Source organism: Neobacillus sp. BF23-41 (assembly GCF_041106275.1).
Genome location: NZ_JBGBPR010000018.1, coordinates 52,605 through 75,398, shown reverse-complemented (window position 1 = coordinate 75,398; position 22,794 = coordinate 52,605). Strand labels below are relative to the sequence as shown.

At 38.7% G+C, this 22,794-nt stretch carries 22 protein-coding genes; 13 read left to right on the top strand and 9 right to left on the bottom strand.

The genetic code is table 11. The features are described 5' to 3' along the window. Positions 1-6: 6 nt before the first annotated feature. The 3 genes from AB7942_RS22335 to AB7942_RS22325 are packed head-to-tail and all read right to left on the bottom strand — an operon-like array spanning position 7 to position 3,033. Positions 7-744, bottom strand: a complete 738-nt coding sequence (locus AB7942_RS22335; protein ID WP_369448554.1) for a ThuA domain-containing protein — start codon at positions 742-744, stop codon at positions 7-9. A gap of 29 nt (positions 745-773) precedes the next feature. After that, positions 774-1,934, bottom strand: coding sequence for a Gfo/Idh/MocA family protein (locus tag AB7942_RS22330; protein ID WP_369448553.1), 1,161 nt, complete (start codon positions 1,932-1,934; stop codon positions 774-776). A 58-nt stretch (positions 1,935-1,992) separates the two neighbouring features. Next, positions 1,993-3,033 (bottom strand): LacI family DNA-binding transcriptional regulator, encoded by a 1,041-nt coding sequence (locus AB7942_RS22325; protein ID WP_369448552.1) that lies wholly within the window; start codon positions 3,031-3,033, stop codon positions 1,993-1,995. 206 nt (positions 3,034-3,239) lie between these two features. On the opposite strand from AB7942_RS22325, the gene ypfJ reads away from it, so the two are divergent. After that, positions 3,240-4,079 (top strand): KPN_02809 family neutral zinc metallopeptidase, encoded by an 840-nt coding sequence (gene ypfJ, locus AB7942_RS22320; RefSeq protein WP_369448551.1) that lies wholly within the window; start codon positions 3,240-3,242, stop codon positions 4,077-4,079. Positions 4,080-4,154: 75 nt separating this feature from the next. Here the strand turns inward: ypfJ and AB7942_RS22315 are convergent, their stop codons facing one another. Continuing rightward, complete coding sequence (locus AB7942_RS22315; protein WP_369448550.1) at positions 4,155-4,832, bottom strand: cell wall hydrolase; 678 nt, start codon at positions 4,830-4,832, stop codon at positions 4,155-4,157. Between the two features lie 313 nt (positions 4,833-5,145). Here AB7942_RS22315 and AB7942_RS22310 point away from each other — a divergent pair, with 313 nt between their 5' ends. The 5 genes from AB7942_RS22310 (at position 5,146) to AB7942_RS22290 (ending at position 9,733) form a co-directional block, all read left to right on the top strand. Then, a complete protein-coding gene (locus tag AB7942_RS22310; RefSeq protein ID WP_369448571.1) occupies positions 5,146-6,504 on the top strand; it encodes an amino acid permease in 1,359 nt (452 codons plus the stop codon). A gap of 274 nt (positions 6,505-6,778) precedes the next feature. After that, positions 6,779-7,507 carry an amino acid ABC transporter ATP-binding protein gene (locus AB7942_RS22305; protein WP_088088296.1) on the top strand — a complete coding sequence of 243 codons (729 nt, stop codon included), beginning with the start codon at positions 6,779-6,781 and terminating at the stop codon, positions 7,505-7,507. 15 nt (positions 7,508-7,522) lie between these two features. After that, complete coding sequence (locus tag AB7942_RS22300; protein ID WP_088088295.1) at positions 7,523-8,329, top strand: transporter substrate-binding domain-containing protein; 807 nt, start codon at positions 7,523-7,525, stop codon at positions 8,327-8,329. 90 nt (positions 8,330-8,419) lie between these two features. Next, positions 8,420-9,058, top strand: a complete 639-nt coding sequence (locus tag AB7942_RS22295) for an amino acid ABC transporter permease (RefSeq protein ID WP_369448549.1) — start codon at positions 8,420-8,422, stop codon at positions 9,056-9,058. A gap of 12 nt (positions 9,059-9,070) precedes the next feature. Next, a complete protein-coding gene (locus tag AB7942_RS22290) occupies positions 9,071-9,733 on the top strand; it encodes an amino acid ABC transporter permease (protein WP_369448548.1) in 663 nt (220 codons plus the stop codon). 183 nt (positions 9,734-9,916) lie between these two features. Here AB7942_RS22290 and AB7942_RS22285 read toward each other — a convergent pair whose 3' ends face one another. Continuing rightward, the gene (locus AB7942_RS22285; RefSeq protein WP_335397661.1) at positions 9,917-10,132 is read right to left on the bottom strand and encodes a DUF1540 domain-containing protein; all 216 of its coding nucleotides are present in this window, start codon (positions 10,130-10,132) and stop codon (positions 9,917-9,919) included. 301 nt (positions 10,133-10,433) lie between these two features. Between AB7942_RS22285 and AB7942_RS22280 the strand changes: the two genes are divergently transcribed. Continuing rightward, complete coding sequence (locus AB7942_RS22280; RefSeq protein WP_369448547.1) at positions 10,434-11,504, top strand: pyruvate kinase; 1,071 nt, start codon at positions 10,434-10,436, stop codon at positions 11,502-11,504. 152 nt (positions 11,505-11,656) lie between these two features. On the opposite strand, the gene AB7942_RS22275 is transcribed toward AB7942_RS22280, so the two are convergent. Further along, positions 11,657-11,842, bottom strand: coding sequence for a hypothetical protein (locus AB7942_RS22275; RefSeq protein WP_088088290.1), 186 nt, complete (start codon positions 11,840-11,842; stop codon positions 11,657-11,659). Positions 11,843-12,055: 213 nt separating this feature from the next. Next, the gene (locus tag AB7942_RS22270) at positions 12,056-12,571 is read right to left on the bottom strand and encodes a J domain-containing protein (protein ID WP_088088289.1); all 516 of its coding nucleotides are present in this window, start codon (positions 12,569-12,571) and stop codon (positions 12,056-12,058) included. Positions 12,572-12,838: 267 nt separating this feature from the next. On the opposite strand from AB7942_RS22270, the gene AB7942_RS22265 reads away from it, so the two are divergent. The 5 genes from AB7942_RS22265 to menC all read left to right on the top strand — a co-directional run bounded on the left by AB7942_RS22265 (position 12,839) and on the right by menC (position 17,602). Continuing rightward, positions 12,839-13,048: a Fur-regulated basic protein FbpA gene (locus AB7942_RS22265; RefSeq protein WP_369448546.1), complete on the top strand. Its 210-nt coding sequence runs from the start codon at positions 12,839-12,841 to the stop codon at positions 13,046-13,048. Between the two features lie 433 nt (positions 13,049-13,481). Next, positions 13,482-14,333, top strand: coding sequence for a MurR/RpiR family transcriptional regulator (locus tag AB7942_RS22260; protein WP_369448545.1), 852 nt, complete (start codon positions 13,482-13,484; stop codon positions 14,331-14,333). Positions 14,334-14,356: 23 nt separating this feature from the next. After that, positions 14,357-15,508, top strand: coding sequence for an amidohydrolase (locus AB7942_RS22255; protein ID WP_335712929.1), 1,152 nt, complete (start codon positions 14,357-14,359; stop codon positions 15,506-15,508). A 136-nt stretch (positions 15,509-15,644) separates the two neighbouring features. Continuing rightward, positions 15,645-16,472 carry a GNAT family N-acetyltransferase gene (locus AB7942_RS22250; RefSeq protein WP_369448544.1) on the top strand — a complete coding sequence of 276 codons (828 nt, stop codon included), beginning with the start codon at positions 15,645-15,647 and terminating at the stop codon, positions 16,470-16,472. Between the two features lie 20 nt (positions 16,473-16,492). Continuing rightward, positions 16,493-17,602 carry an o-succinylbenzoate synthase gene (gene menC / locus AB7942_RS22245; RefSeq protein WP_369448543.1) on the top strand — a complete coding sequence of 370 codons (1,110 nt, stop codon included), beginning with the start codon at positions 16,493-16,495 and terminating at the stop codon, positions 17,600-17,602. Positions 17,603-17,623: 21 nt separating this feature from the next. Here menC and AB7942_RS22240 read toward each other — a convergent pair whose 3' ends face one another. Both AB7942_RS22240 and ilvB read right to left on the bottom strand, forming a co-directional pair. Next, positions 17,624-17,770: a hypothetical protein gene (locus AB7942_RS22240; RefSeq protein WP_369448542.1), complete on the bottom strand. Its 147-nt coding sequence runs from the start codon at positions 17,768-17,770 to the stop codon at positions 17,624-17,626. A gap of 73 nt (positions 17,771-17,843) precedes the next feature. Further along, the gene (ilvB, locus tag AB7942_RS22235; RefSeq protein ID WP_369448541.1) at positions 17,844-19,514 is read right to left on the bottom strand and encodes a biosynthetic-type acetolactate synthase large subunit; all 1,671 of its coding nucleotides are present in this window, start codon (positions 19,512-19,514) and stop codon (positions 17,844-17,846) included. Positions 19,515-20,050: 536 nt separating this feature from the next. Here ilvB and AB7942_RS22230 point away from each other — a divergent pair. Continuing rightward, positions 20,051-22,789, top strand: coding sequence for an ATP-binding protein (locus AB7942_RS22230; RefSeq protein ID WP_369448540.1), 2,739 nt, complete (start codon positions 20,051-20,053; stop codon positions 22,787-22,789). Positions 22,790-22,794 lie beyond the last annotated feature (5 nt).

Genomic DNA, 22,794 nt, shown 5'->3' with positions numbered 1-22,794 from the left:
TAATTATTATTGACTGTCTCCCATACCTGTATAAACACGGCCATTTCCATAAAGTGCGGCTACGTCCACACCTTCGGCCCGTTTCTTTCCTTCCGCAGCCCATAAAAATCCACGGCGCATAATAAGCGTAACTTCTGGCATTGTAATGATATTAGCTTGGTGTCCTAATGAACTATAAAAAACATTTCCAAGACCCCAGCGTTTTGTCCAAACAACAGGCATATCAACTGCTTTATTGGCAGCATGAGGACCGTGAACAACTGGGAAGCGAGTGGATGCTAACACTTCAACGGCTGGATCAAAATGAAGGTAATACTGCTCACTGACAACTTTAAAATCGGAGATGCCTTCTAATAACGGACTTGTAGAATGCTTGATGTTTACCATATATTCCACACCATCATTTCCAGGATGTGCTACCCAGTTCCCGCCTGTCATGAATTGCCAATCCACATTGTTGCGGAAGGAGTCACACATTCCACCGTGGCAACCTGCTAAACCAACACCAGCCATAACCGCTTCGGAAATATTTAAGGCATATTTATTTTCAATCTTACCCATTGTCCAGTGGGGAATAATAAGATCTAAGGATTTCAGCTTTTCCGTGTCTGCATAAGCGTCAAGTGTATTGGATACCTCAACTTGAAAGTTTTCTTCCTCAAGTATCCCTCTAAAGATTTCTGCTACCTGATCTGGTTGATGGCCATCCCATCCGCCCCAGACGATTAATGCCTTTTTTTTCATAATTAGAACACTCCTTTATATTTATTTTTTTATACTTCAGATATACGAATCCATTGACGTTTTTCTATCGATAAATCAACCGCCTCCAAAACTTCTTGGCACTTTACGCCATCACGGAAGTTTGGAGCGGGCTGGCGATCTTCACGGAATGACTCCATAAGTTCAACTACTTCGTGAATAAACGTATGTTCAAATCCAATCGTATGTCCTGGCGGCCACCATGCTTCCGCAAAAGCGTGGGAAGGGTCAGTCGCTAAGACGCGGCGGAAGCCTTGGACATCATCTCTATCATCAGCAAAATAAACCTGAAGTTCATTCATGCGTTCAAAGTCAAAGATGACGCTTCCTTTACTGCCGTTGATTTCAAAAGAATTCTTACAGCGATGCCCTGTAGCAAATCGTGTAGCCTCAAAGCTTCCTAAAGCTCCGTTAGCAAAACGGGCTAAAAATAGGGTAGCATCATCAACCGTTACTTCGCCTTTTTCATCACTATCGCAGCCTTTAGCAGATAAACCAGTCATTTGAGAAGGAATTGGTCTTTCTTTAATAAATGTTTCATTCATTCCAATAACCTCAGTAATATCACCGATTAGATAATGAGCCAAATCGACAAGATGGGCCCCCAGATCTCCATGAGACCCTGAACCAGCAATCTCTTTTTGCAGTCTCCAGGCTAGCGGGAAGTTCGGATCTACGAGCCAATCCTGTAAAAACCAGGCGCGGAAATGATAGATTTCTCCTAGCTTACCTTCGTCGAGAAGCTTTTTAGCCAGCATCACAGCAGGGGCAAAGCGATAGTTAAAGCCGACCATATGTTTAACCCCAGCAGATTCAACGACTTCAAGCATTTCTCTGGAATCCTCAAGTGTAAGCGCTAACGGTTTTTCGCAAAAAACATGCTTGCCTGCTTTTGCTGCTGCAATTGTTATTTCTTTATGTACATCACTCGGTGCATTGATATCGATAAGGTCAATATCTTCTCTTTGTAAAAGAGTTTTCCAGTCGGTTGTATGTTCCTCCCAACCGAATTGCTTAGCTGCAGCCGCGACAGCGTTATGGTCACGACCACAAATCACTTTCATTTCAGGATGAATGATCTTAGGGAAAAACAGGGGAAGATCTCGATAGGCATGACTGTGGGCTTTGCCCATAAATTTGTAGCCAATCATTCCAATTTTAACGGTTTCCATAACGAATCTCCTTTTCTTATTTAAGAATGAAAAAAAAATATATTTTAATCGATTTTTATTAAGATTGTTTGGTGTAAGTTGTCCTAAGTTGTGAAGATGCCCGTTCTATAAAGGTAACTGGCAATCGTTCATTAATTTCTGTCATGGTACCTTGAGTGATCAATTGGAGAACTTTTTCAGCTGCCAATTGCCCCATATCAAAAAGCGGTACATGAACGGTGCTAAGTGGCGGGGAAGTCATCCTTGAAATTTCAGAGTTATCATACCCAATGAGAGCATAATCACGACCTGCCTGGTAGCCTTGTTCACCTAAACCCTGCATAAGACCAATAGCCATTCGATCATTCCCGGCAAAAATAGCATGGATCTCTGGCAGTAAAGAAGCTATACCGGCAGCCGCTTGAAAACCACTTTTACGGCTATAATTCCCTTGAAAAACGAACTGAGGATTGTAGGGAATACCCGCATTCAAAAGGGCAGTTTCATAACCGTGTAACCGTTCGATACTATTCGAAAATTCATTTGGTCCATTTAAAAAGATAATTTGTTCATTCCCATTCATTAGCAGAGAGGATACGGCTTGTAAACTACCATCAAAATGTTCTGCGTCAATGGAATGAAAGGGATAGCCCGAAAAAGTTTGATTCACCAGACCATAGGGGAGTTGCAATTGGTGTAAATTTTCAAGTGCTTCCACTTCACCAGGAACATCCTTGGAACCTAGGATGATGCATCCATCTACCTTCTGAGTATGAAAAAGCTTCACATAATCTTTCGGCTCATCAGGGGATTGAAATAAAAGTAGCAAACCATATCCAAACTCACCAAGCTTTGCGCCAATTCCACTTAAAAGTTCCGAAAAATAATGGGTAGTCATCAAGTTTACTCTTTGAAAATAAGGAACAATGACCCCAATGTTGTTACTTTTCCCACGTGCAAAGCTTTGGGCAATGGCATTAGGGTGGTAGTTCAGATGTTGGGCGGCTTGCAAAACCTTTTGTTTGGTTTCTTCACGTAAGGGACCGATATTATTAAATACTCGTGAAACGGTGGCTTCAGAAACGCCGGCTAATTTTGCAACATCTTTCCGGTTAGCCAAGATATCACCTCTAAACTTATAATGTACACGCGTTCATTCTCTCTTATTATCTGATAATTGTCAATATTAAAATTTGTTATTATTTATTGTTAAAGTTGATAATTTCCAGAAGATATACAATATTAATTATCTGTATTGTGGGTATAACATTATGGTAATAGCTAACGATTAATAATTCTCTATTAATACTTGAGGGAGGTAAAAAAATGAAATGGAGAGGAAGACGGCAAAGCGCAAACGTTGAAGACCGAAGAGGAATGGGCATGGGTGGTAAAACAGTGATTGGAGGCGGGGTAGGCAGTATTATTATTGTTCTCCTCTTTACGATGCTCGGAGGGAACCCAGGAGATTTACTTGGCAATAACACATCGACAAATGATTTGGATTCACAAACTCCTCCTTATCAAGAATCTGCTCAAGAGAAGGAATTAGCCGACTTTGTTTCTGTTGTCCTTGCTGATACAGAGGACGTATGGTCAGACGAATTCAAGAAGAAAGGGCTGCAATACGAGAATCCTAGGCTCGTTTTGTACCGGGACAGTGTTCAGTCTGCCTGTGGGTCGGCTAGTTCGGCTGTAGGACCTTTTTATTGTCCGGGTGACCACAAGCTTTACATTGACTTAAGTTTTTATGAGGAATTGAAACAAAGATTCCAAGCACCTGGTGACTTTGCGATGGCGTATGTCATTGCCCATGAGGTGGGACACCACGTCCAGACCCTTTTACATAGCGGAGACCAAGCATCACAAGCCCAAAAAAGGACCAATGATTATTCGGTTAGATTTGAATTGCAGGCTGACTACTTGGCGGGTGTTTGGGCCCACTACGCGCAAGGGAAGGGGTACCTAGAAAAAGGCGACCTGGAAGAGGCACAGAATGCCGCAAATGCTGTAGGTGATGATAATATCCAGAAAAAAGCACAAGGCTATGTGGTTCCTGAAAGCTTTACTCACGGAACTTCCGAACAGAGAAAAAGATGGTTTAATAAAGGATTTAAAAACGGCACCATTGAGGGAGGAGATACCTTTAATGCAGCGAACCTTTAAAGGGTTTCCATCGTAAAGAGGAATAAGAACGTTTTTTTCAAGCAAAAAGAGCCGTCATCAACGGCTCTTGATTCATTATTTTGCAAATACATGATCACCAATCGTCTTTACTACTTCACGCGTACGAATCCAATCATCCGTTGCAATTTCTGGGTTATAAAAATAAATGCAATCATTTAAGCGATCATTTCTCGTTAGTGCTTCTTCGACTGCTCGTTTCGACTCATCTGATGCTGGCTTTTTAATTTCACCATTTTGAACCGGAGAAAAGGCATAGCTATTGCCTACTACTTGTTTAATTACAGCGGTCACTGTATTTGGGAAATGAGGAGAATCAACTCGATTCAATACAACAGTCGCAACTGCAACTTTTCCTTCATAAGATTCACCTTTTGCTTCAGCTTCTACTAATCTGGCAAATAAATCTTTCTCTTCATTTGATATTGACACTGCTGGTTCCTCTTGTTTTTTTTCTGGCGTTTCTATTGCAGGTTTTGATGATTTTATTGCTTTTACTTTCGGTTGATCAGGATTTTGCAACATTTCTTCTATATAAACCCAATCGTTCGGTTGATTATTAACTTGTTCTATTTTATCAGTGTCTAATCCATATTGTTGTCCTAGTTCCCAAGGGCTATCTCCTTTTACAACTGGAGATTGGGTAATAGCCTCGGCCGGATTAATTTGTAAACCTATAAGTGCAAATGTAGCTACACAAGCTACAACTAATTTTTTCATGTAATTGTTTTTCATGTGGCTACCTCCTGTAAATTCGTATGGTATTACTTTATCATGTGCTAGTACACGATTTACAGAACGCTACTGTTACATTTCTTTTTAATTAGATGAACAACATTACAGGTAAAATAGATTTATGACAATTTTCCTATATAAATGACATATTCAATCCAATAATACGAAATAGAGGAATATTTTACTTGAAATTTCTTGTAATATAATTGAAGTATTCGGTGAAGGATGAATTTATTGAATTTTCTTTCATGTGGAAAGGAATATCGATCTTAGTTATTGTAAAAGAATAATTAAGAAGGGTGGAATTTTAGTGTTGGGCAAAAATCATGAAAGTGAGCAACTACAACGAGGTCTAGACAACAGGCACATCCAGCTAATTGCACTTGGAGGTGCGATTGGAGTAGGTCTGTTCTATGGTTCAAGTGCAACGATTCAAATGGCTGGTCCGTCAATTTTGCTCTCATACTTAGTCGGAGGCTTAGTTATTTTTACCATTATGAGAGCATTAGGGGAAATGGCTGTAGATGAGCCGGTTTCCGGCTCATTTAGTTCATACGCAAATCGTTATTTAGGGCCGTTTGCGGGTTACTTAACCGGTTGGACCTATTGGTTTATGTGGGTTGTCGTTGGGATGGCGGAAATTACAGTTGTCGGTGTCTATGTAAACTACTGGTTTCCAGAAATTCCACAATGGCTGACAGCACTTGCTACACTTGTTGTAATCACAATGGTTAACCTTACAAGTGTTAAAGCATTTGGAGAGTTTGAATTCTGGTTCGCGATGATTAAAGTGGTTGCGATTATTGGAATGATTGTTGTTGGATTAGGTATGATCCTCTTAGGTATCGGCAACGAAGGCCAGCCCATCGGTTTTAACAATCTTTGGACTCATGGAGGATTTATGCCAAATGGGATAAAAGGTATTTTCATGTCATTGGTTCTAGTGATGTTTTCATTTGGCGGGGTAGAACTGGTCGGGATTACCGCAGGGGAGGCTAAAAATCCTCGAAAATCAATTCCATCTGCAATCAACAATGTGGTCTGGAGGATTTTAATTTTTTATATTGCTGCACTAGGCATCATGATGAGTTTATATCCTTGGAATGAAGTAGGGACGAATGGCAGCCCGTTTGTGTTAATTTTTGATAAAATCGGAATTCCTGGGGCCGCCCATATTATTAACTTTGTCGTGTTAACAGCAGCGTTGTCTGCTTTTAATAGTGGTTTATTCAGTACTGGAAGAATGCTATACAATTTATCACTACAAAATAATGGTCCGAAATATTTTGGAAAGCTCAACAAGCATTCTACACCACGACGTGGAATCCTATTTTCGTCATCATTTTTATTAGTGGCAGTATTTTTAAATTATATTGTTCCTGAAAAAGTATTTATCTATATTTCTTCTGTTGCAACGGTTGCGGTTATTACTAGCTGGACCATAATACTGATTACCCAAATAAAGTTCAGACAATCAAAAACGACAGAAGAAGTAAAAAAACTAGCATTTAAAATGCCGCTATATCCAGTTTCAAGCTACTTAGCCCTTGCTTTTTTAGCACTTGTTGTGGTCTTAATGGCCTTTATTGAGGGCATGCGAGGAGCATTAATTGTAGCACCTATATGGTTTATGGTCCTTTATATAGGATATAGATTGAAAAAGAAGCAATAATCAAAGAGCTCGATTGACAAAGAAAAAGTAAGATAAATGGAAGCCGACAATCCTCTATTAAAAGGTGTCAGGCACCATCCAATTTTATGGATGGTGCCTGACACCTTTTTGCTTTAGACATCTTTAACTCGAGAAAGTGTTAAATAACGGAAAATTCTAGGCAAATTGTCATGATTTGACAATTCGACAAAATATAAATATAATTTAAGATATTCTGAAAATTACTAATAATGGAATTTTCACGTGTAATAGGTTTTAAATCAGGAGGTCAAGAATGATTGTATTTAATCAGGTACATAAGTTTTATGGGGATTTTCATGTCTTAAAAGATATTAATCTTACAATCAATCAAGGTGAAGTAGTTGTAGTAATCGGTCCATCTGGATCAGGGAAAAGTACCTTGTTGCGCTGTATCAATCATCTGGAAACCATCTCTGACGGGACACTCACCGTAAATGGGATATCAGTAGGGGATAAAAAAACAGATATCAATAAGCTGAGGCGCAATATTGGCATGGTTTTTCAGCACTTCTATTTATATCCGCACAAAACAGTGCTTGAAAATATCACTCTTGCGCCGATGAAAGTATTGGGCCAATCCGAAAAAGAAGCTAAGGAAACAGCCCGTCATTATCTTACCAAGGTAGGGATATTAGATAAGGCTGAATCTTATCCTTCCCAGCTTTCCGGAGGTCAGCAGCAGCGTGTAGCCATTGCCCGTGGCCTTGCAATGAACCCGGAGATCATGCTTTTCGATGAACCGACCTCAGCACTTGATCCTGAAATGATTGGCGAGGTACTGGATGTAATGAAAGCCTTGGCCAAAGAAGGTATGACGATGGTGGTCGTAACCCACGAAATGGGCTTTGCCAAGGAGGTTGCTGACCGAATCGTTTTTATGGATGAGGGGCGAATATTAGAAGAAGCAGTTCCGGCTGAATTTTATGAGAATCCGCGTGAAGAACGGGCTCGCTTATTTCTCAGCCGTATATTAAATCATTAATAGGGAGGAAATGGAATGTTCAAAACAAGAAATTTCGTAAAAATGGCGGTAGTGTCAACTATGGCTGCCATCCTACTTGCAGGATGCGGAGGGGACAAGGCCTCGAAAGAAAGCAGTAAGGATGTACTTGCTCAGATTAAAGAAGAGAAAAAAATCGTATTTGGTGTAAAACATGATACTCGTTTGTTTGGATTGAAAAATCCTTCGACAGGTGAGGTGGAAGGGTTTGACATTGATCTTTCTAAAGCATTGGCCGAAGAAATGTTTGGCAAAGAGGTTAAGCCTGAGTATGTAGAGGTTACTTCGAAAACGAGGGTAGGACTCTTAAATAATGGTAAGGTTGATGCGGTTGTCGCCACTATGACCATCAATGAAGAACGTAAAAAAGAAGTCGATTTTACGGATGTATATTTTGATGCCGGGCAATCATTGCTAGTGAAAAAAGGAAGCAAGGTTAAAGGCATCGAAGACTTGAAAAAAGGAACGAAGGTGCTTGCTGTTAAAGGCTCGACCTCATCCGTAAATATTCGTGAGAAAGCTCCTGAAACAACCGTACTTGAATTTGAAAACTATGCTGAAGCTTTTACAGCCTTAAAGTCAGGTAAGGGTGATGCCCTGACCACAGATGATGCGATCCTTTATGGTATGGCAGAAGAAGATCCGTCCTTTGAATTGGTCGGAGGAACGTTCACAGAAGAGCCTTATGGGATAGCTGTTAAAAAAGGTAATAAAGAGCTTGTCGATGAGTTGAATAAAGCATTAAAAAGCCTGAAGGATTCAGGGAAGTACGATGAAATTAAGGATAAATGGATTAAACATTAATTATTTATATCGGGTTTCTCGTCAGGTTGGGCAGCAGTCCGCAGGCAAGTTTGCGGACCTGCTCATTCTGATGAATTAGGAGGAGATCGTTTGCTGGATTTCTCGATACTAACAAATAATATCGATTCATTTTTGGAAGGATTAAAAATATCGATTATTGCTAGTTTAATAGCATTAATATGCAGTTTTATTTTGGGAACACTTATTGCAATCATGCGAATTGCCCCATTTAAACCTCTTAACTTTCTTGGTTCGGCATATGTTGAATTTATCCGTAATATACCTGTACTGGTTATCGTGTTTTTCACTTACTTAGCTGGAAATTTTGGCGGGATGACTGCAGGAACCATCGGATTGACCATCTATACAGCCGCTTTCATTGCTGAAGCAATCCGTGCCGGAATTATGTCTGTTCCAAAAGGGCAAATGGAAGCTGCACGCTCGACAGGATTGAGTTACGGCCAGGCAATGAGAATGGTTATACTCCCTCAGGCTATTAAGATCGTCATCCCTCCTCTTGGCAACCAATTTATCAATTTAGTTAAAAATTCATCATTGTTAGCCGTAGTCGCAGGTGGGGATTTAATGTATCAGGGGGATTTAATTTCGGCAAAGACATACATAACTTTTGATACCTATATTTTTGTGGCCTTATTTTATTTAATTTTAACAATACCTTTAAGTCTTGGCGTAGGATTTTTAGAAAAACGCATGGCAAGAAGTAATTAAGGAGCTGTGTAGATGGATTTTCTAGCACCGTTCATTGAAGTGTATACACTGGACAATATTAAATTTTTACTGGAAGGGTTTGGGGTCACTCTTAAGGTCGCTGCCATTTCAATTGTGCTTAGCTTCATTATTGGCGGTCTCACAGGAACGCTCAGATATGCGAGGATTCCCGTTGTTTCTAAATTACTTGCCGTGATTGTTGAGACGATTCGAAACCTTCCTTTGCTGCTGATCATTTTCTTCACTTATTTCGCATTGCCCGAAATCGGAATTGAAATGGAAATAACTTCAGCGGCTATTGCAGCATTGACGGTTTTTGAATCGGCGATGATATCGGAAATTATCCGAAGCGGTTTAAACTCCATCGAAAAAGGACAGGTGGAAGCAGGACGTGCGTCTGGCCTGACCTACACCCAGACATTACGCTATATCATCATGCCCCAAGCGCTGAGAAGAATGGTTCCTCCGATTGTGAGTCAATTTATTTCTCTGCTTAAAGATACATCGTTAGCTGTCGTCATCGCCTTACCGGATTTATTGCACAATGGACAAATTGTTTATGCGCAAAAAGGATCGTATGTGATACCTGTATTTGTCATAGTTGCGTTGATGTACTTTATTGTTAATTATGCTTTGTCACTAGTTGCACGAAGGTTAGAATTAAAGCAGACGTAAGAAATCCGGCTCATAAATGGGGCCGGATTTTTTTACTTAAAAATCCAAATGCTTTATTTGATAAAAAATTGAAGATCATTACACGATAAGCAGTTTTAAATATTTAAAGGACAGAAAAGGAGTGAAGGTTATTGACCTTATCTCCTTTGCTGCCCACAAGAGGAATTTCTATTTAAATGAATATTATTTTCTTTTTTTAGACTTAAATGTTTTACAACAGGTTTCGGCTGAACGGCTCACTTCATCAGTATGGTTCTTTTCACCTAACTCATCAGACATTTCTGTATCATATCTTGCATGACTATCCATTTCAACCATAATTTTTTCAGCGGTACATACATTACCTGAGCCATAGAACGTACAGTTTGAGATAGCACATGAAACCTCTACTTTTGGCATTGCTCTATACCTCCTTTAAGTTTCCTTACAACCATTCTTTTGAAAATTTATGTTAGTCCAGAGGAGGACAACCTTAGTGTTAATCACGAAACTCTTTTACATACCAGATAACATAGTTCCAATGTAAGCCATTTAAAAGAAAGTTCTTCATCATAATTTATGTTGGAATGGAGCTAACAATTGAAGATATACGCTCTGTTGGAAACATAAAACTTTTAGGATTTACCCTACTTCTTTTATTCATTCCTAATAAAAGCTACTTTGGGCACAATAATACCGACCATAAAATTGAGGTGATACCATGTCAGTTGATCGTATATGTACCATTGGACCGGCAAGTAATGATAAAAAAGTTCTCACTGAGTTGATTAATCATGGGATGACGATTGCACGATTGAATTTTTCTCATGGGACTCACGATAGCCACAGGAATGTCATTCGATTATTAAAAACACTTAGCGGAGAGACAGGACATCCAATTAAAGTATTGGGTGATCTCCAAGGTCCAAAAATACGACTGGGCGAAGTGGAAGGTGAAAAAATCACTCTTAACACAGGACAGTCCTTTTCCCTTCACATCGATCAAGTAGTAGGTAACGATAAACAAGCAAGTGTCGATTATGAAGGTTTAATTAAAGATGTAAAATCAGGAAATCGAATTTTAATTAATGATGGCGCCGTGGAGTTGGAAGTTACGAAGGTAGAGCAAACTAAAGTTGTTACCACAGTTAAATCAGGAGGGGAAATATCTTCCCATAAAGGAGTAAATCTTCCAGGTGTTGTTACCAGTTTACCTGCCCTTACTGAAAAAGATAAACAAGATATTCAATTCCTTTTACAAGAAGAAGTTGATTTCATAGCTTGCTCATTTGTCCGCAGGGCAACGCATATTAAAGAAGTTCGCAGCTTTATGAAAAGTGTGGAGGGACATACCCCTAAGCTGGTGGCCAAAATTGAAACGGTTGAGGCTATTCAAAATTTCCAGAAAATTTGTTCGGAAACTGATGCCGTTATGATTGCCCGGGGCGACCTTGGTGTAGAGCTGCCCTATCAATGGATACCATTGTTACAAAAAGCGATGATTAGCGAATGCAACCGGCTGGATACGTATGTCATAACAGCAACCCAAATGCTGCAATCAATGGTAGAGAATCCTCTGCCAACAAGAGCGGAGGTCACAGATATATTCCAATCCGTAATGGATGGGACAAACGCTGTGATGTTGTCTGCTGAAAGTGCTGCAGGAAATTATCCTGTACAGAGCATTGAAACATTGAAGCTTGTGTCCCAATTTGCAGACTCCGTGAGGAAAGAAGCACCTTTTGATTTTGCGGATATGCTAAAACTGTTGAATAATACAATTAGTTGTTAAAAAAGAAAAGCTGTTTTCGTAAAATTTGTTGTTTTTATAGACATTCAATATCCTTAAAACGTAATTCCTAGGAAAAAAACAACATCCATTCCCTAACAGCAAAAAGGAAGGAAGGTGAATTTTACCTTCCTAATATTTTTTCAAATTAAATTTTAAGCTCGCTGAATCGTAGTGGTTGAGAAGTTTTTAACCATTTTTTGCAAGTTTCTATGACCTTCTCTTAATTTTATTGTTTCTTCGATAATTTTTTGGAATCCTTCCAAATCTCTATCAGATGCATTTAATAAGGACTTCGGTAGACCTTCGACGATTTGTTGTAGGGATAAATCCATACTCAAGGAAAATGACCACCTTTCAACTTATTCATTAGACATCTGTTACGTCTTCTTTACTATTTTTGTAACGAGATGATTTTTTCCTGCTATCACGTTTTAAAACTTATCTACATTAATCTCCATATTTAATAATGAATAGTTAAATTACGTCTTAATCGGACAAATTAAGACGGTAAATCAAAGGGTACTTCTCCTGTTTGTAGAAAAATATTAAATTTAAATGGTCTTTTTGTAATGTTCAAAAAACACTTTAAAAAGTCTTTCGTCACCAGCTCGATCGGGATGAAGGGCTTTAAGTAGTTTCTTAAACTCTTTCTTCAACATTGCTTTGTCAGCCTCCGCATCTAAACCAAATAATGAATTAAAGGTAAGTGGGGGATGATCGGAAAGAGCATATTCTGCTTTTAACATTTTTTTTAAGCCACTAACTTTTGCTTGTTCGATCCGAATAGTAGTTTTTACCTCTTCGATTTCCTCTTTTAATTTCTGGTTCTCTTGTAACGTCTTTTCCCAGTGCAGATAATCCATACCAAATTGTTTAATCTTGTCCTCAATTTTCTTTTCTAATATGAATGCTACTAGATCTTTTGGTTGGATCAAGAAGTCAATATTAAAATGTTTGGTCCTTTTCGCTTTTATTTTCCCTTCGAGGATCCAACGTATGACGATTTGTTCACTAGCTGTTATCCCTTCATCCCTTAGCAGTTCAGTAACCTCTTTTACATTTAACATGTGATCCACTCATTCTTGTTTCTAATTTTTTTTAAATTTCTATGTACCTTTTGTTATTAAAGTTAAATTCAATGTATCATACATAAAAACTTTTCAGGTTTACGATAATATTAAGTTTTATTAAGAATTATTTTCAAAATTAACTTTTAGATTAAATTTTTAGAAAGACATTTTCTTTTGTTAAAGAAGGTTAACAATTCCTTTAAAAGTCATTAAATACCCATTCAATCGACAAATTCTTAAAAAATCTCATTTATAATTGCCTTAATGAAAGGAGTGGAACCCTTCTTAATGAAAAATAACCAACGAAAAGCTGTCCACCAAAAAAGGCAATTTTTAATAAGTGAACTAATTAGATCCGGAATATTTAAAAAAAATAATAAACATTTGTATGAATGGACTTTGGGTGAACTAGAAACTGAGTACCAATATATTGAAACAAATGGTTTGGACTCAAGTACAAAAACAATAAGATAAAAAAGCATTCTTCAACTGAAATAATCTTAGAATTTAATGATAATCGGGGCGGAGTACTATATTGTCATTTAATATGAAGTATGAAGTAGGAAAGTGATAATCGTAGGTTTACGAATTTGATTTCTTAAAAATTGTGTACATAGGTACCAGTTATTAAATTAAAGGGAAGTAATAGTTGAAGATCTAGCTGCTTTGGCGGCTTTTTTGTTTTTTCCAATAAAGGATGCATCATAAAAGCTAGGTGTCAGGCACCACCCATTTACTGGATGGTGCCTGACACTTTTTTGTTTATAAGTGGATTTTAAAGAAACAAGAAATTTTTTATAAAAAAGATTTCTAAATATTTAACAAATAATGTATAATAATAAACATTAAAGAAGTTACTGCAACATTTATTTAAAATGAAGCATTTCCTGCATGGATTGGAGGACATATGAAAAACTTTGAAACGCTTATTAAGGAAAAATATGAAACGTTGTCTCCTGGACAAAAAAAAGTAGCCAAACATCTGATCGAAAAACTAGATGAATCAGCTTTTGACACGGCAACTATGATTGGACGAAAGGTAGATGTTAGCGAAACCACTGTCATCCGACTATCCTATGCGCTGGGATTCAATGGATTTAGCGAAATGCTCCATTACATTCAACAGCAGATTGTAAACAAAAGTTTGCATCCATTCAGTACAAGTTCCAAAATCGAAAAAAAAGAGGAAGAGCACACTTCTCTTTTTACGGAAATCTTGGAAAAGGAAATTCTTTCCCAGCGACAAACCAATCACCAGCTCAATGAAACCGAACTTTGGAGAGTCGTTGATGTTTTAATCAAAGCAGATCGGATCTTCATTTTGGGAATGGGTGCATCCTATGCACCAGCTCACTGGTTTTCTTTTCAGCTCCATACACTTCGAGATCAAGTCACACTTTGTCCGTCAACAGAAGAAATCTATGAGCGGTTAGCCGATTTAAGTGATCGATCTGTTCTATTTATTATCTCGTTTCCTCGTTATTCGAAGGAAACCCTGCATATTGCAGAATGTGCCAAAAAACAAGGGGTTCCAATCATTTGCGTTACTGATCGTTTATTGTCACCGATTGGTCGAATCGCCGATTATACGCTGACAACAGAAGAAGATTCCGAATCGGCCGCCCATTCCATCACACCTGCCATCATTTTGTTGGATTTTATCATTGCTGGGATGAAGGTTAAAAATCCTGAGCAAATTCAAGTTCGACAGCAGAAATTAGAAGAACTTTACTCGAACTATGGTGTGTTTGTTGAATGAAAAATTAGGAAAGGACTTCGACTATGAGCCAGCTTATTAATTTTATGAACGAGCAGGAACAAGCGATTCTAAAGACTTATGCAGATTTGCACCAATTGGCGGAGCCAAGCTGGCAGGAACAGAAAACTTCACAATATATTCAGGAAGAATTAGCGAAAGCAGGGATCTCATTTAAGACTTACGAAGGGCATTTTGGTATTGTTGCCGATATTCCAGGAGAAGGCAACGAGATCATTGCCTTACGTGCCGATATGGATGCCCTATTACAAGAAGTGAAAGGGAAGGTTCAACCCAATCATTCCTGCGGGCATGATGCCCACAGCACCATGGTATTACATACTGCCTTAGCCATAGCTGCTAATAAATCTTTTCACACTAAGCCGATCCGGTTTATTTTTCAACCAGCAGAGGAGAAGGGGGAGGGGGCGCTGCGAATGATGCAAGAGGGTGCTTTGAAAGGCGTTCAATACTTATTTGGTATTCATCTTCGTCCATGGATGGAAGTTCCAATGGGGAAAGTGGCTCCTGCCATTGTTCATAGTTCCTGTGCAACCATTTACGGGGTCATCAAGGGAAAGCAAGCACATGCATCGCGGCCACAGGATGGCATCAATCCAATCGAAGCCGCTTCTTACTTAATTCAGGCCTTGCAAAACATTCGTTTAAAAAGCCCGGACTCCTTTTCTATTAAAATGACAGGGTTACATGCTGGAGGAGATTCCTCCAATGTCATTCCGGAAACCGCTAATTTTATTTTGGACTTACGTGCAAGTACAAATGAAGCAATGGATGAACTGCAGTCCAGAGCAGTGGATTTGCTAGAGAAGGTCGGTGCTTTGACTGGAACAAGTATAACCGGAACCGTGAAAGAATTTGTTCCTGCTGCAAGATTAAATATGGAAGCTTTAAAACTAGCAAAGGCTGCCGCTGCCTCTGTCTTGGGAGAAGAAAATGTAGTAGACAATTGTATTTCACAAGGAGGAGAAGATTTTCACTTCTATACCATGCAAAATGCGGAAGTAAAGGCAACCATGATTGGATTAGGCTGTGACTTGCGTCCTGGTCTCCACCACCCGGACATGCAATTTAATGAAAAGGCACTGCTGTATGGAACGAAAATATTAACAAGTCTACTTTATAATGCCGCTTCAAAAAATAATGAAAATAACCATTAATGGTGGATCATTATGAAAAAGTATATGGTTGGTTTGTGAATAGCATGTCTAGTCCTGATCATGGCAGCCTGCGGTGGTTTAAAAAGCTTTCTTAAAAATGTCATCTAATCAAGTGTCAGGAGGATAGTTACTCAATATGGACTTACAAAAACTGATTACGATACGCATGTTACATACGGCAGAAGAATTGACTGCTGTGAGAGATTTAGAAAGTCTTGTTTGGGCTGATGAGGATCCAGTACCCGTTACCCATAGCATTGCCGTTGTTAAAAATGGCGGGATGGTGATTGGCGCTTTTTCTGGAACTCGATTAATTGGCTTTCAGTATAGCTTTCCAGGATTTGATGGGACAAAAGTCTATCTATGTTCGCATAGTATGGGGATTCATCCAGATTTTCGAAAAATGGGAATCGGAGAGAAATTAAAATTAAAGCAGCGTGAAGAAGCGCGAAAGATGGGCTATCAACTCATCACGTGGACGTATGACCCACTGGAAACGGTCAATGGATATCTTAATTTAAGCAAATTAGGCGGAGTGTGTACGCAGTATATTGAGAATTGTTATGGTGAAATGCCTGATATTCTTAATGCAGGGTTGCCATCTGATCGCTTTTTAGTGGAATGGAACATAGCTGAGGAAACGTCTAAGCGGATGGAAGATTTCGTTGATAACCATGAAGTGCCCCTCTTGATTCAAGTGGAAGAGGATGCCGAGGGGTTGCCGGTACCGAAGGATATTTTTCTAGATAGCGAGAGGGATGCCTGGGCCAATCTCCTCTATGTTCCGGTTCCAAATCAATTCCAAACGATTAAATCGAATAATTTAAATGCTGCATTAGAATGGAGAATGAAAACGCGCAAGGTTTTTACCCATTATATGAGCAAAGGGTGGACGGTTACGGCATTACGGAAAAGTGATCAGCCTTACCTTCATCATTATGTATTAACCAAGAAACATACTTAACGGAGTGAGGTATAAATAGTATGGAAATACAACGAATTGTGTTAAGACATATGAAAATGGATCTATTACACCCCTTCACGACCGCTGTAGGGACCGAATATGATAAAGATTTTATTTTGGTCGAAGTCAAAACGAAGGATGGCATTACGGGATGGGCTGAATCCGTTGCTGCGATTGATGCCACATATAAAGAAGAAACTGTCAAAACCAATTGGCATATGATGGAGGATTTTCTGATTCCACTTCTTCTGAAAGAGCCAATTTCTCATCCAGATGAGGTCTCCGAGCGCTTTCATCATGTCCGTGGGAATTATATGGCAAAGGCTGCCCTTGAAGGGGCCATTTGGGATGCTTATGCGAAACAGCAAGGAGTTAGTCTATCGAGTGCCCTTGGAGGAACATTAGAAAAGATTGAAGTCGGCGTCAGTATTGGGATCCAGGATACGGTCGAAGAATTATTAGCATTGATTGAGGGTCATCTACAAGAAGGATACAAACGGATCAAGGTGAAAATTCAACCAGGATGGGATTTAAACATTTTAGCAGAGATTCGAAAACACTACCCAGATATTCCATTAATGGCGGATGCAAATACCGCTTATACTTTAGAGGATATCGAAACGCTTAAGGCGATGGATCAGTTCAATTTAATGATGATCGAGCAGCCATTGGGCTTTGATGATATCATTGATCATGCGCAGCTTCAAACGCAAATCGAGACACCAATTTGTCTGGATGAAAGTATCCATAGTGTGGATGATGTGCGAAAAGCCATTCAACTTGGCAGTTGTAAAATTATTAATATTAAAATTGGGCGTGTCGGAGGCTTAACAGAATCTAAAAAAATCCATGATTTATGTGAGGCGAATGGGATTCCCGTCTGGTGTGGCGGCATGCTTGAGGCTGGAGTTGGCAGGGCACATAATATTGCAATAACAAGCCTGTCTAATTTTACTCTCCCAGGTGATACAGCTGCTTCTGCCCGGTATTGGAAGGAAGATATTATTGATCCCGAAGTAACAGTGGAAGAAGGGATGATTACAATTCCAAAACAACCCGGTATCGGGTATGAACCGAACCGGGAGCGTATTGACAAGTACACGTTGTATAGCCGTACTTTTCATTCATAACTAATGTAAATTAATATAGACCTAAACTTCCTGGATTCGCTGAAAGAACATACAAATTCGCTGATAGAACTTAAAGATTCGCTGATAGAATCTATTCTCACCTTTTGGAATCGAAAATCCGCCCATAAAATGCAATGATTCGTTCATAAAATGTAAAAATTCGCTCATTTTTACACTCCTGGACGATTTCTTCCTAAAAAAAACGCCAAACCTTTGAATTCCACAATGGTTTGGCGTTTTTTTAACGAGATAGTATGGTTTGATGGTTGTTATGGTTTGGGGGCACCATCGGATAGACTTTTTCTTCTTCCATTATATTAAACTCCATGAGAACTGGCCTGGTACACTGAAATGCTTCCCTAATAATCTGCTTAGCTTCTTCTTCGGTCTGGGCCCTAAATCCGGTTACACTGTATGCCTGAGCCAATTGGGCGAAATTCGGTGAAGTCATTTTGACTTGGGAATACCGCCCCTGATAAAACAGTTCCTGCCATTGGCGCACCATGCCAAGATAGCCATTATTCAAGATAGCGATTTTTAGCGGAAGCTGATACTTCACAGCTGTGATCAATTCCTGAAGATTCATCTGAAAGCTGCCATCGCCTGAGACACAAATGACAGACCTTCCCGGACAAGCAGCAGCTGCTCCAATTGCTGCAGGCAGTCCGTAGCCCATGGTCCCCAATCCGCCGGATGTAATCAGTGTCCGCGGACTGGTAAAAGCATAATGATGAGCAGTCCATATTTGATGCTGACCCACGTCCGTTACCACAACAGTATCCTGAATGGAAGAGTCACTTAACAGCCGAATTACCGTCTGAGGGTTCAACACACTGTTGGATTGATCAAAACGAGGGACCGTCCGTTTCCATTCGACCACCTCTTTTGACCAAATTCCAGTATTTTCATTAATTTTTTGATAATCTAATTGATTTTTCAATGTAAAAAGAAACTCTTTTGCATCGCTGACAATCGGCAAGTCGATAGGGATGATTTTATTGATTTCAGCAGGATCTATATCCACATGGATCTTTTTCGATGAAGGCGAAAAACCACTGATTCTTCCTGTCACTCGGTCACTGAAACGAACCCCAATACTAATTAAAAGGTCACAATGATGGACGGCTTTATTAGTGGCAAACGTCCCATGCATCCCGAGCATCCCCAGGTACAACGGGTTTCCTGCTTCCATAGAACCAATCCCCATAAGGGAGCTTACGACTGGGATTCGAGTTTGCTGTACAACTTCTCTTAAATAATCGGCAGCTCCTGAAGAGATGATCCCGCCCCCAATGAATATCACTGGCTTTCTTGCTGTTTCCATTAAACTCTTGGCCATTTTTATAGAATTTTCTCCTCTATTTCTCCTTATAAGCTGTGGTCGCCCTAAACGGTGGTTCTGGGTAACATTCATCGTTGTATCTGTTGTGAGTTCAAGCAAAACAGGTCCTGGTCTCCCGTTAGTCGCCATCGTTAGGGTATTTTTAAGAGCTTCTTGGAGGCCTTCGATGTTATTTATTTTTATGGCGTCCTTCGTAATGGCCATTGTAAGTCCTGAAATGTTTAATACAAGAAACGCTTCATGATTGGTATGGAGCGGATCATCCTGTATTTGTCCTGCTATAATGACTAACGGCACCGAGTCACTATAAGCAGTTGCGATCCCAGTAATGCTATTGGTTATTCCTAAAGCAGTGGTTAGCAGGACTACACCAGGTTTGCCTGTAGCACGAGCGAAACCATCTGCAGCATGAACCGCCGCTTGCTCATGCTGCATACGTACATAACGGACATTTGTATCTTTCAAAAGCATTAACTCTTGTTCGTCACAGCCAAAGAAGCAGTCCACACCTAGCAAACTTAATGAATTTATAAACATTTCTACATCTGAAAATTCTTTTAACAATGTCATACCCTCACCTGATTTCTATTTTTAAAGAATATTCTAAAATATTTGGATTCATTTGTATGTGAAATAAATCATGTTTCCTATAATATTTGATTGTCTCCATTCCCAGAGAAGAAAAAAAACGGTAACTGTAGTAGTATTATAGTGCAGGTGATTGTATGGAAGCAGGGGGTTAATCGTCAGGTATTAGTGACTTGTAAGTTTGTTATATTGAAATAATAAAACAATAAAGAGTGAAACCTTCACATTTACTATAATTCTTCAAAATCCTCTAAAATTGGACATTTTTAACAGGCTATTGATGTACTTTCTATTAATTATGGGTGGAAGTATGTGCATCCTTTTTATTAGCCACTTTCCTTCATTAATATAAAATATTATGTAGACGATAATATTGACTTAAAGTAAAATAAAAAAATATGAAAGATAAATGATAAATGGGAAGTTATATTATTTCGAATATTCTATTTTTTGTGACAACTATGATTTAAGTTTAATAGATTAACCTTTTAATAAACGATAGGAAATATGGAGGTCTTATGAAATTTAAAACAAAGCTCTATACGAGCATCGGTTCATTACTGCTATTGTTTTTTATTATCGCAATCATTTTAATGAACATGCTTGAACAATCGACAGTAAATATGAATATTGTTGTTAATGATTTAAATGAGCGAATCGAAATGGCTTCCGATATTAAATATGAGACTTCTAGAATAGGTTTAGAGTTAAATTCGGTGTTATCGGAACGTAGAGATGAAATCGATTTAATGGCGACGAATTCTTGGGAAGATTCCCATACCAATTTGCAAGCTGCGATTGAATCACTAGAAGAAATGGATAAGGAAGAGAAATCTCAAGAACTAATCGCAAAATTTAAAACATTGCATGAACAATATCTAAATATAGGTCAGCAAGCTTTGACAGCAAAAAAACTAAATAGTGAGTATGAAATTCCTGCTGTCTTTTGGACTGATGCTGAACTTTTAAGACAAAGAATGAATCAAATTGCCGATCTTCTCTATGGATTGCAAGAACAAAAGATGAAAAATGAACTTTTAAGGTCTAAAGATACATACAATATGGCTGTCACCATTATTTACATTTATCTTGCCATTGCCTTATGTATTGGCATTGCTTTCACCTTTTGGATTATTAGAGGTATGACAAATAACCTGAACAAAATAACAGCTGTTATGAAAAGTGCTACCACTAGTGATTTTAGTTCATTGCCCCGAATTGAGCTTTCCACTAAGGGTGAGTTGGGTGAAATCGCAGTTTCCTTTAATAAAATGGCACATGCACTAGAGGAACAAAGTAAGCTAGAGAAACAATTAAAAGAAGTAGCAGAAGAGCAAAGTTGGCTGAATAGGAAAATTGCCGAGATTGCTACCATTTATCCTGAGGTTGAAAATGTTTCGATGTTAGCAGAATTGTTAATTACAAAACTTGTACCGATGGTAGGAGCTAGTTACGGAGTTTTTTATGTTAAGGAAGTGGAAGAGCGAGAGAAGTATCTAAAAAAGATTTCTGCCTATGCCTCTTTAGATGATAATAAAGATTATATGCGTTTTCGTTTTGGAGAAGGTCTGATCGGACAATGCGCACTTGAAAAACGATCCATCTTACTAACCAATGTCCCTGATCACTACGTAAAAATTAGATCAGGCCTTGGAGTAGGTTCACCGAAAAACATTATTATTTTACCGATTCAATTTGAAAATGATGTACAAGCTGTCATTGAAATTGCATCATTTGAGTCCTTTAGTCCACTTCAAGTTAAACTATTGGAAGCCGTAACTAATAATATTGGTATTAAGATAAACAGTATTGTCAGCCATATGAAAGCAGAAAGATTATTGCAAGATTCACAAGCCTTGACAGAAGAACTTCAAGCTCAATCAGAAGAACTGCAGGTACAACAAGAGGAGTTAAGAACGACGAATGAAAAACTAGAAGAGCAGTATATAGCCTCTGAACAAAAGAACAAGGAAATCGAAAAGGTTAGGGAGGCGCTTGAAGAGAAAGCTCAACAATTAGAGCTTAGCTCTCAATATAAAACGGAGTTTCTAGCGAATATGTCCCATGAGTTAAGAACACCACTTAATAGTTTACTAATTTTAGCACAAATACTCGCTGAAAACGGGGATGGAAATCTTACCGCTGACCAGGAAGAGTATATTCAGACGATTTACTCATCCGGTAATGATTTACTTCATTTAATAAACGATGTTTTAGATTTAGCCAAAGTGGAGTCTGGGAAATTAGATGTAAACCCTACAGTGGTAGAGCTACAGGATGTACATGATTTTATCGAACGACAATTTACTCCGATTTCGATTCAAAAAAATGTACAGTTCACTATCAAAATGGAAGAAAGTTTATCAGGGACATTCAATACAGATGAACAGCGTTTACAGCAAATTTTAAAAAATCTCCTTTCCAATGCGTTTAAGTTTACTGAACGAGGAAGTGTGTCATTAAAGGTTCGGAAGGTTATAAAAGACGTCAGTGGCAACCTGTTTGTAGGAGGAATCCGAGCGCAATCGATGCTTGAATTCTCCGTTATCGATACGGGAATTGGCATTGATAAAGACAAACAAGAAACGATATTTGATGCCTTTAAACAAGCAGATGGAACGACAAGTCGTCAATATGGCGGCACTGGATTAGGACTTTCCATTAGTCGAGAAATGGCACAGTTACTAGGTGGATTTATAGAGGTAACGAGTAAGAAAGGGAAAGGAAGCACCTTCACTTTATACTTGCCATACTTTCAAACGATCAACAAAACAGTAGGAAATACCGCTTTGGAAGAAGTAGCCATAAGTCTTTATGAGGATGATCCACTTAATGATATAAAAGATCAAGAAATTCAATACGGCATTTCTTCTTTGAAAAACAAGAAAATACTCATTGTAGATGATGATATACGGAATGTCTATGCCTTAACAATTGCGCTTGAAAAATATGAAATGAATATTATTATAGCAGAAAATGGCCGTGAAGGGATTGAGGTATTAAAGGACAACCCAGATACAGACTTAATTTTAATGGACATTATGATGCCGGAGATGGATGGGTTTGAAGCCATGCGACAAATTCGCCAAATAACAGAATTTCAAGCAGTACCAATCATCGCCCTTACAGCCAAGGCAATGAAACGCAGTAGAGAAGAATGTTTAGATGCTGGAGCAACGGATTATATCAGTAAGCCGATTAACTTAGACCAGTTATTTTCCTTAATGCAAGTATGGCTGTATAGTAAGGAGGGCTAGAAAAT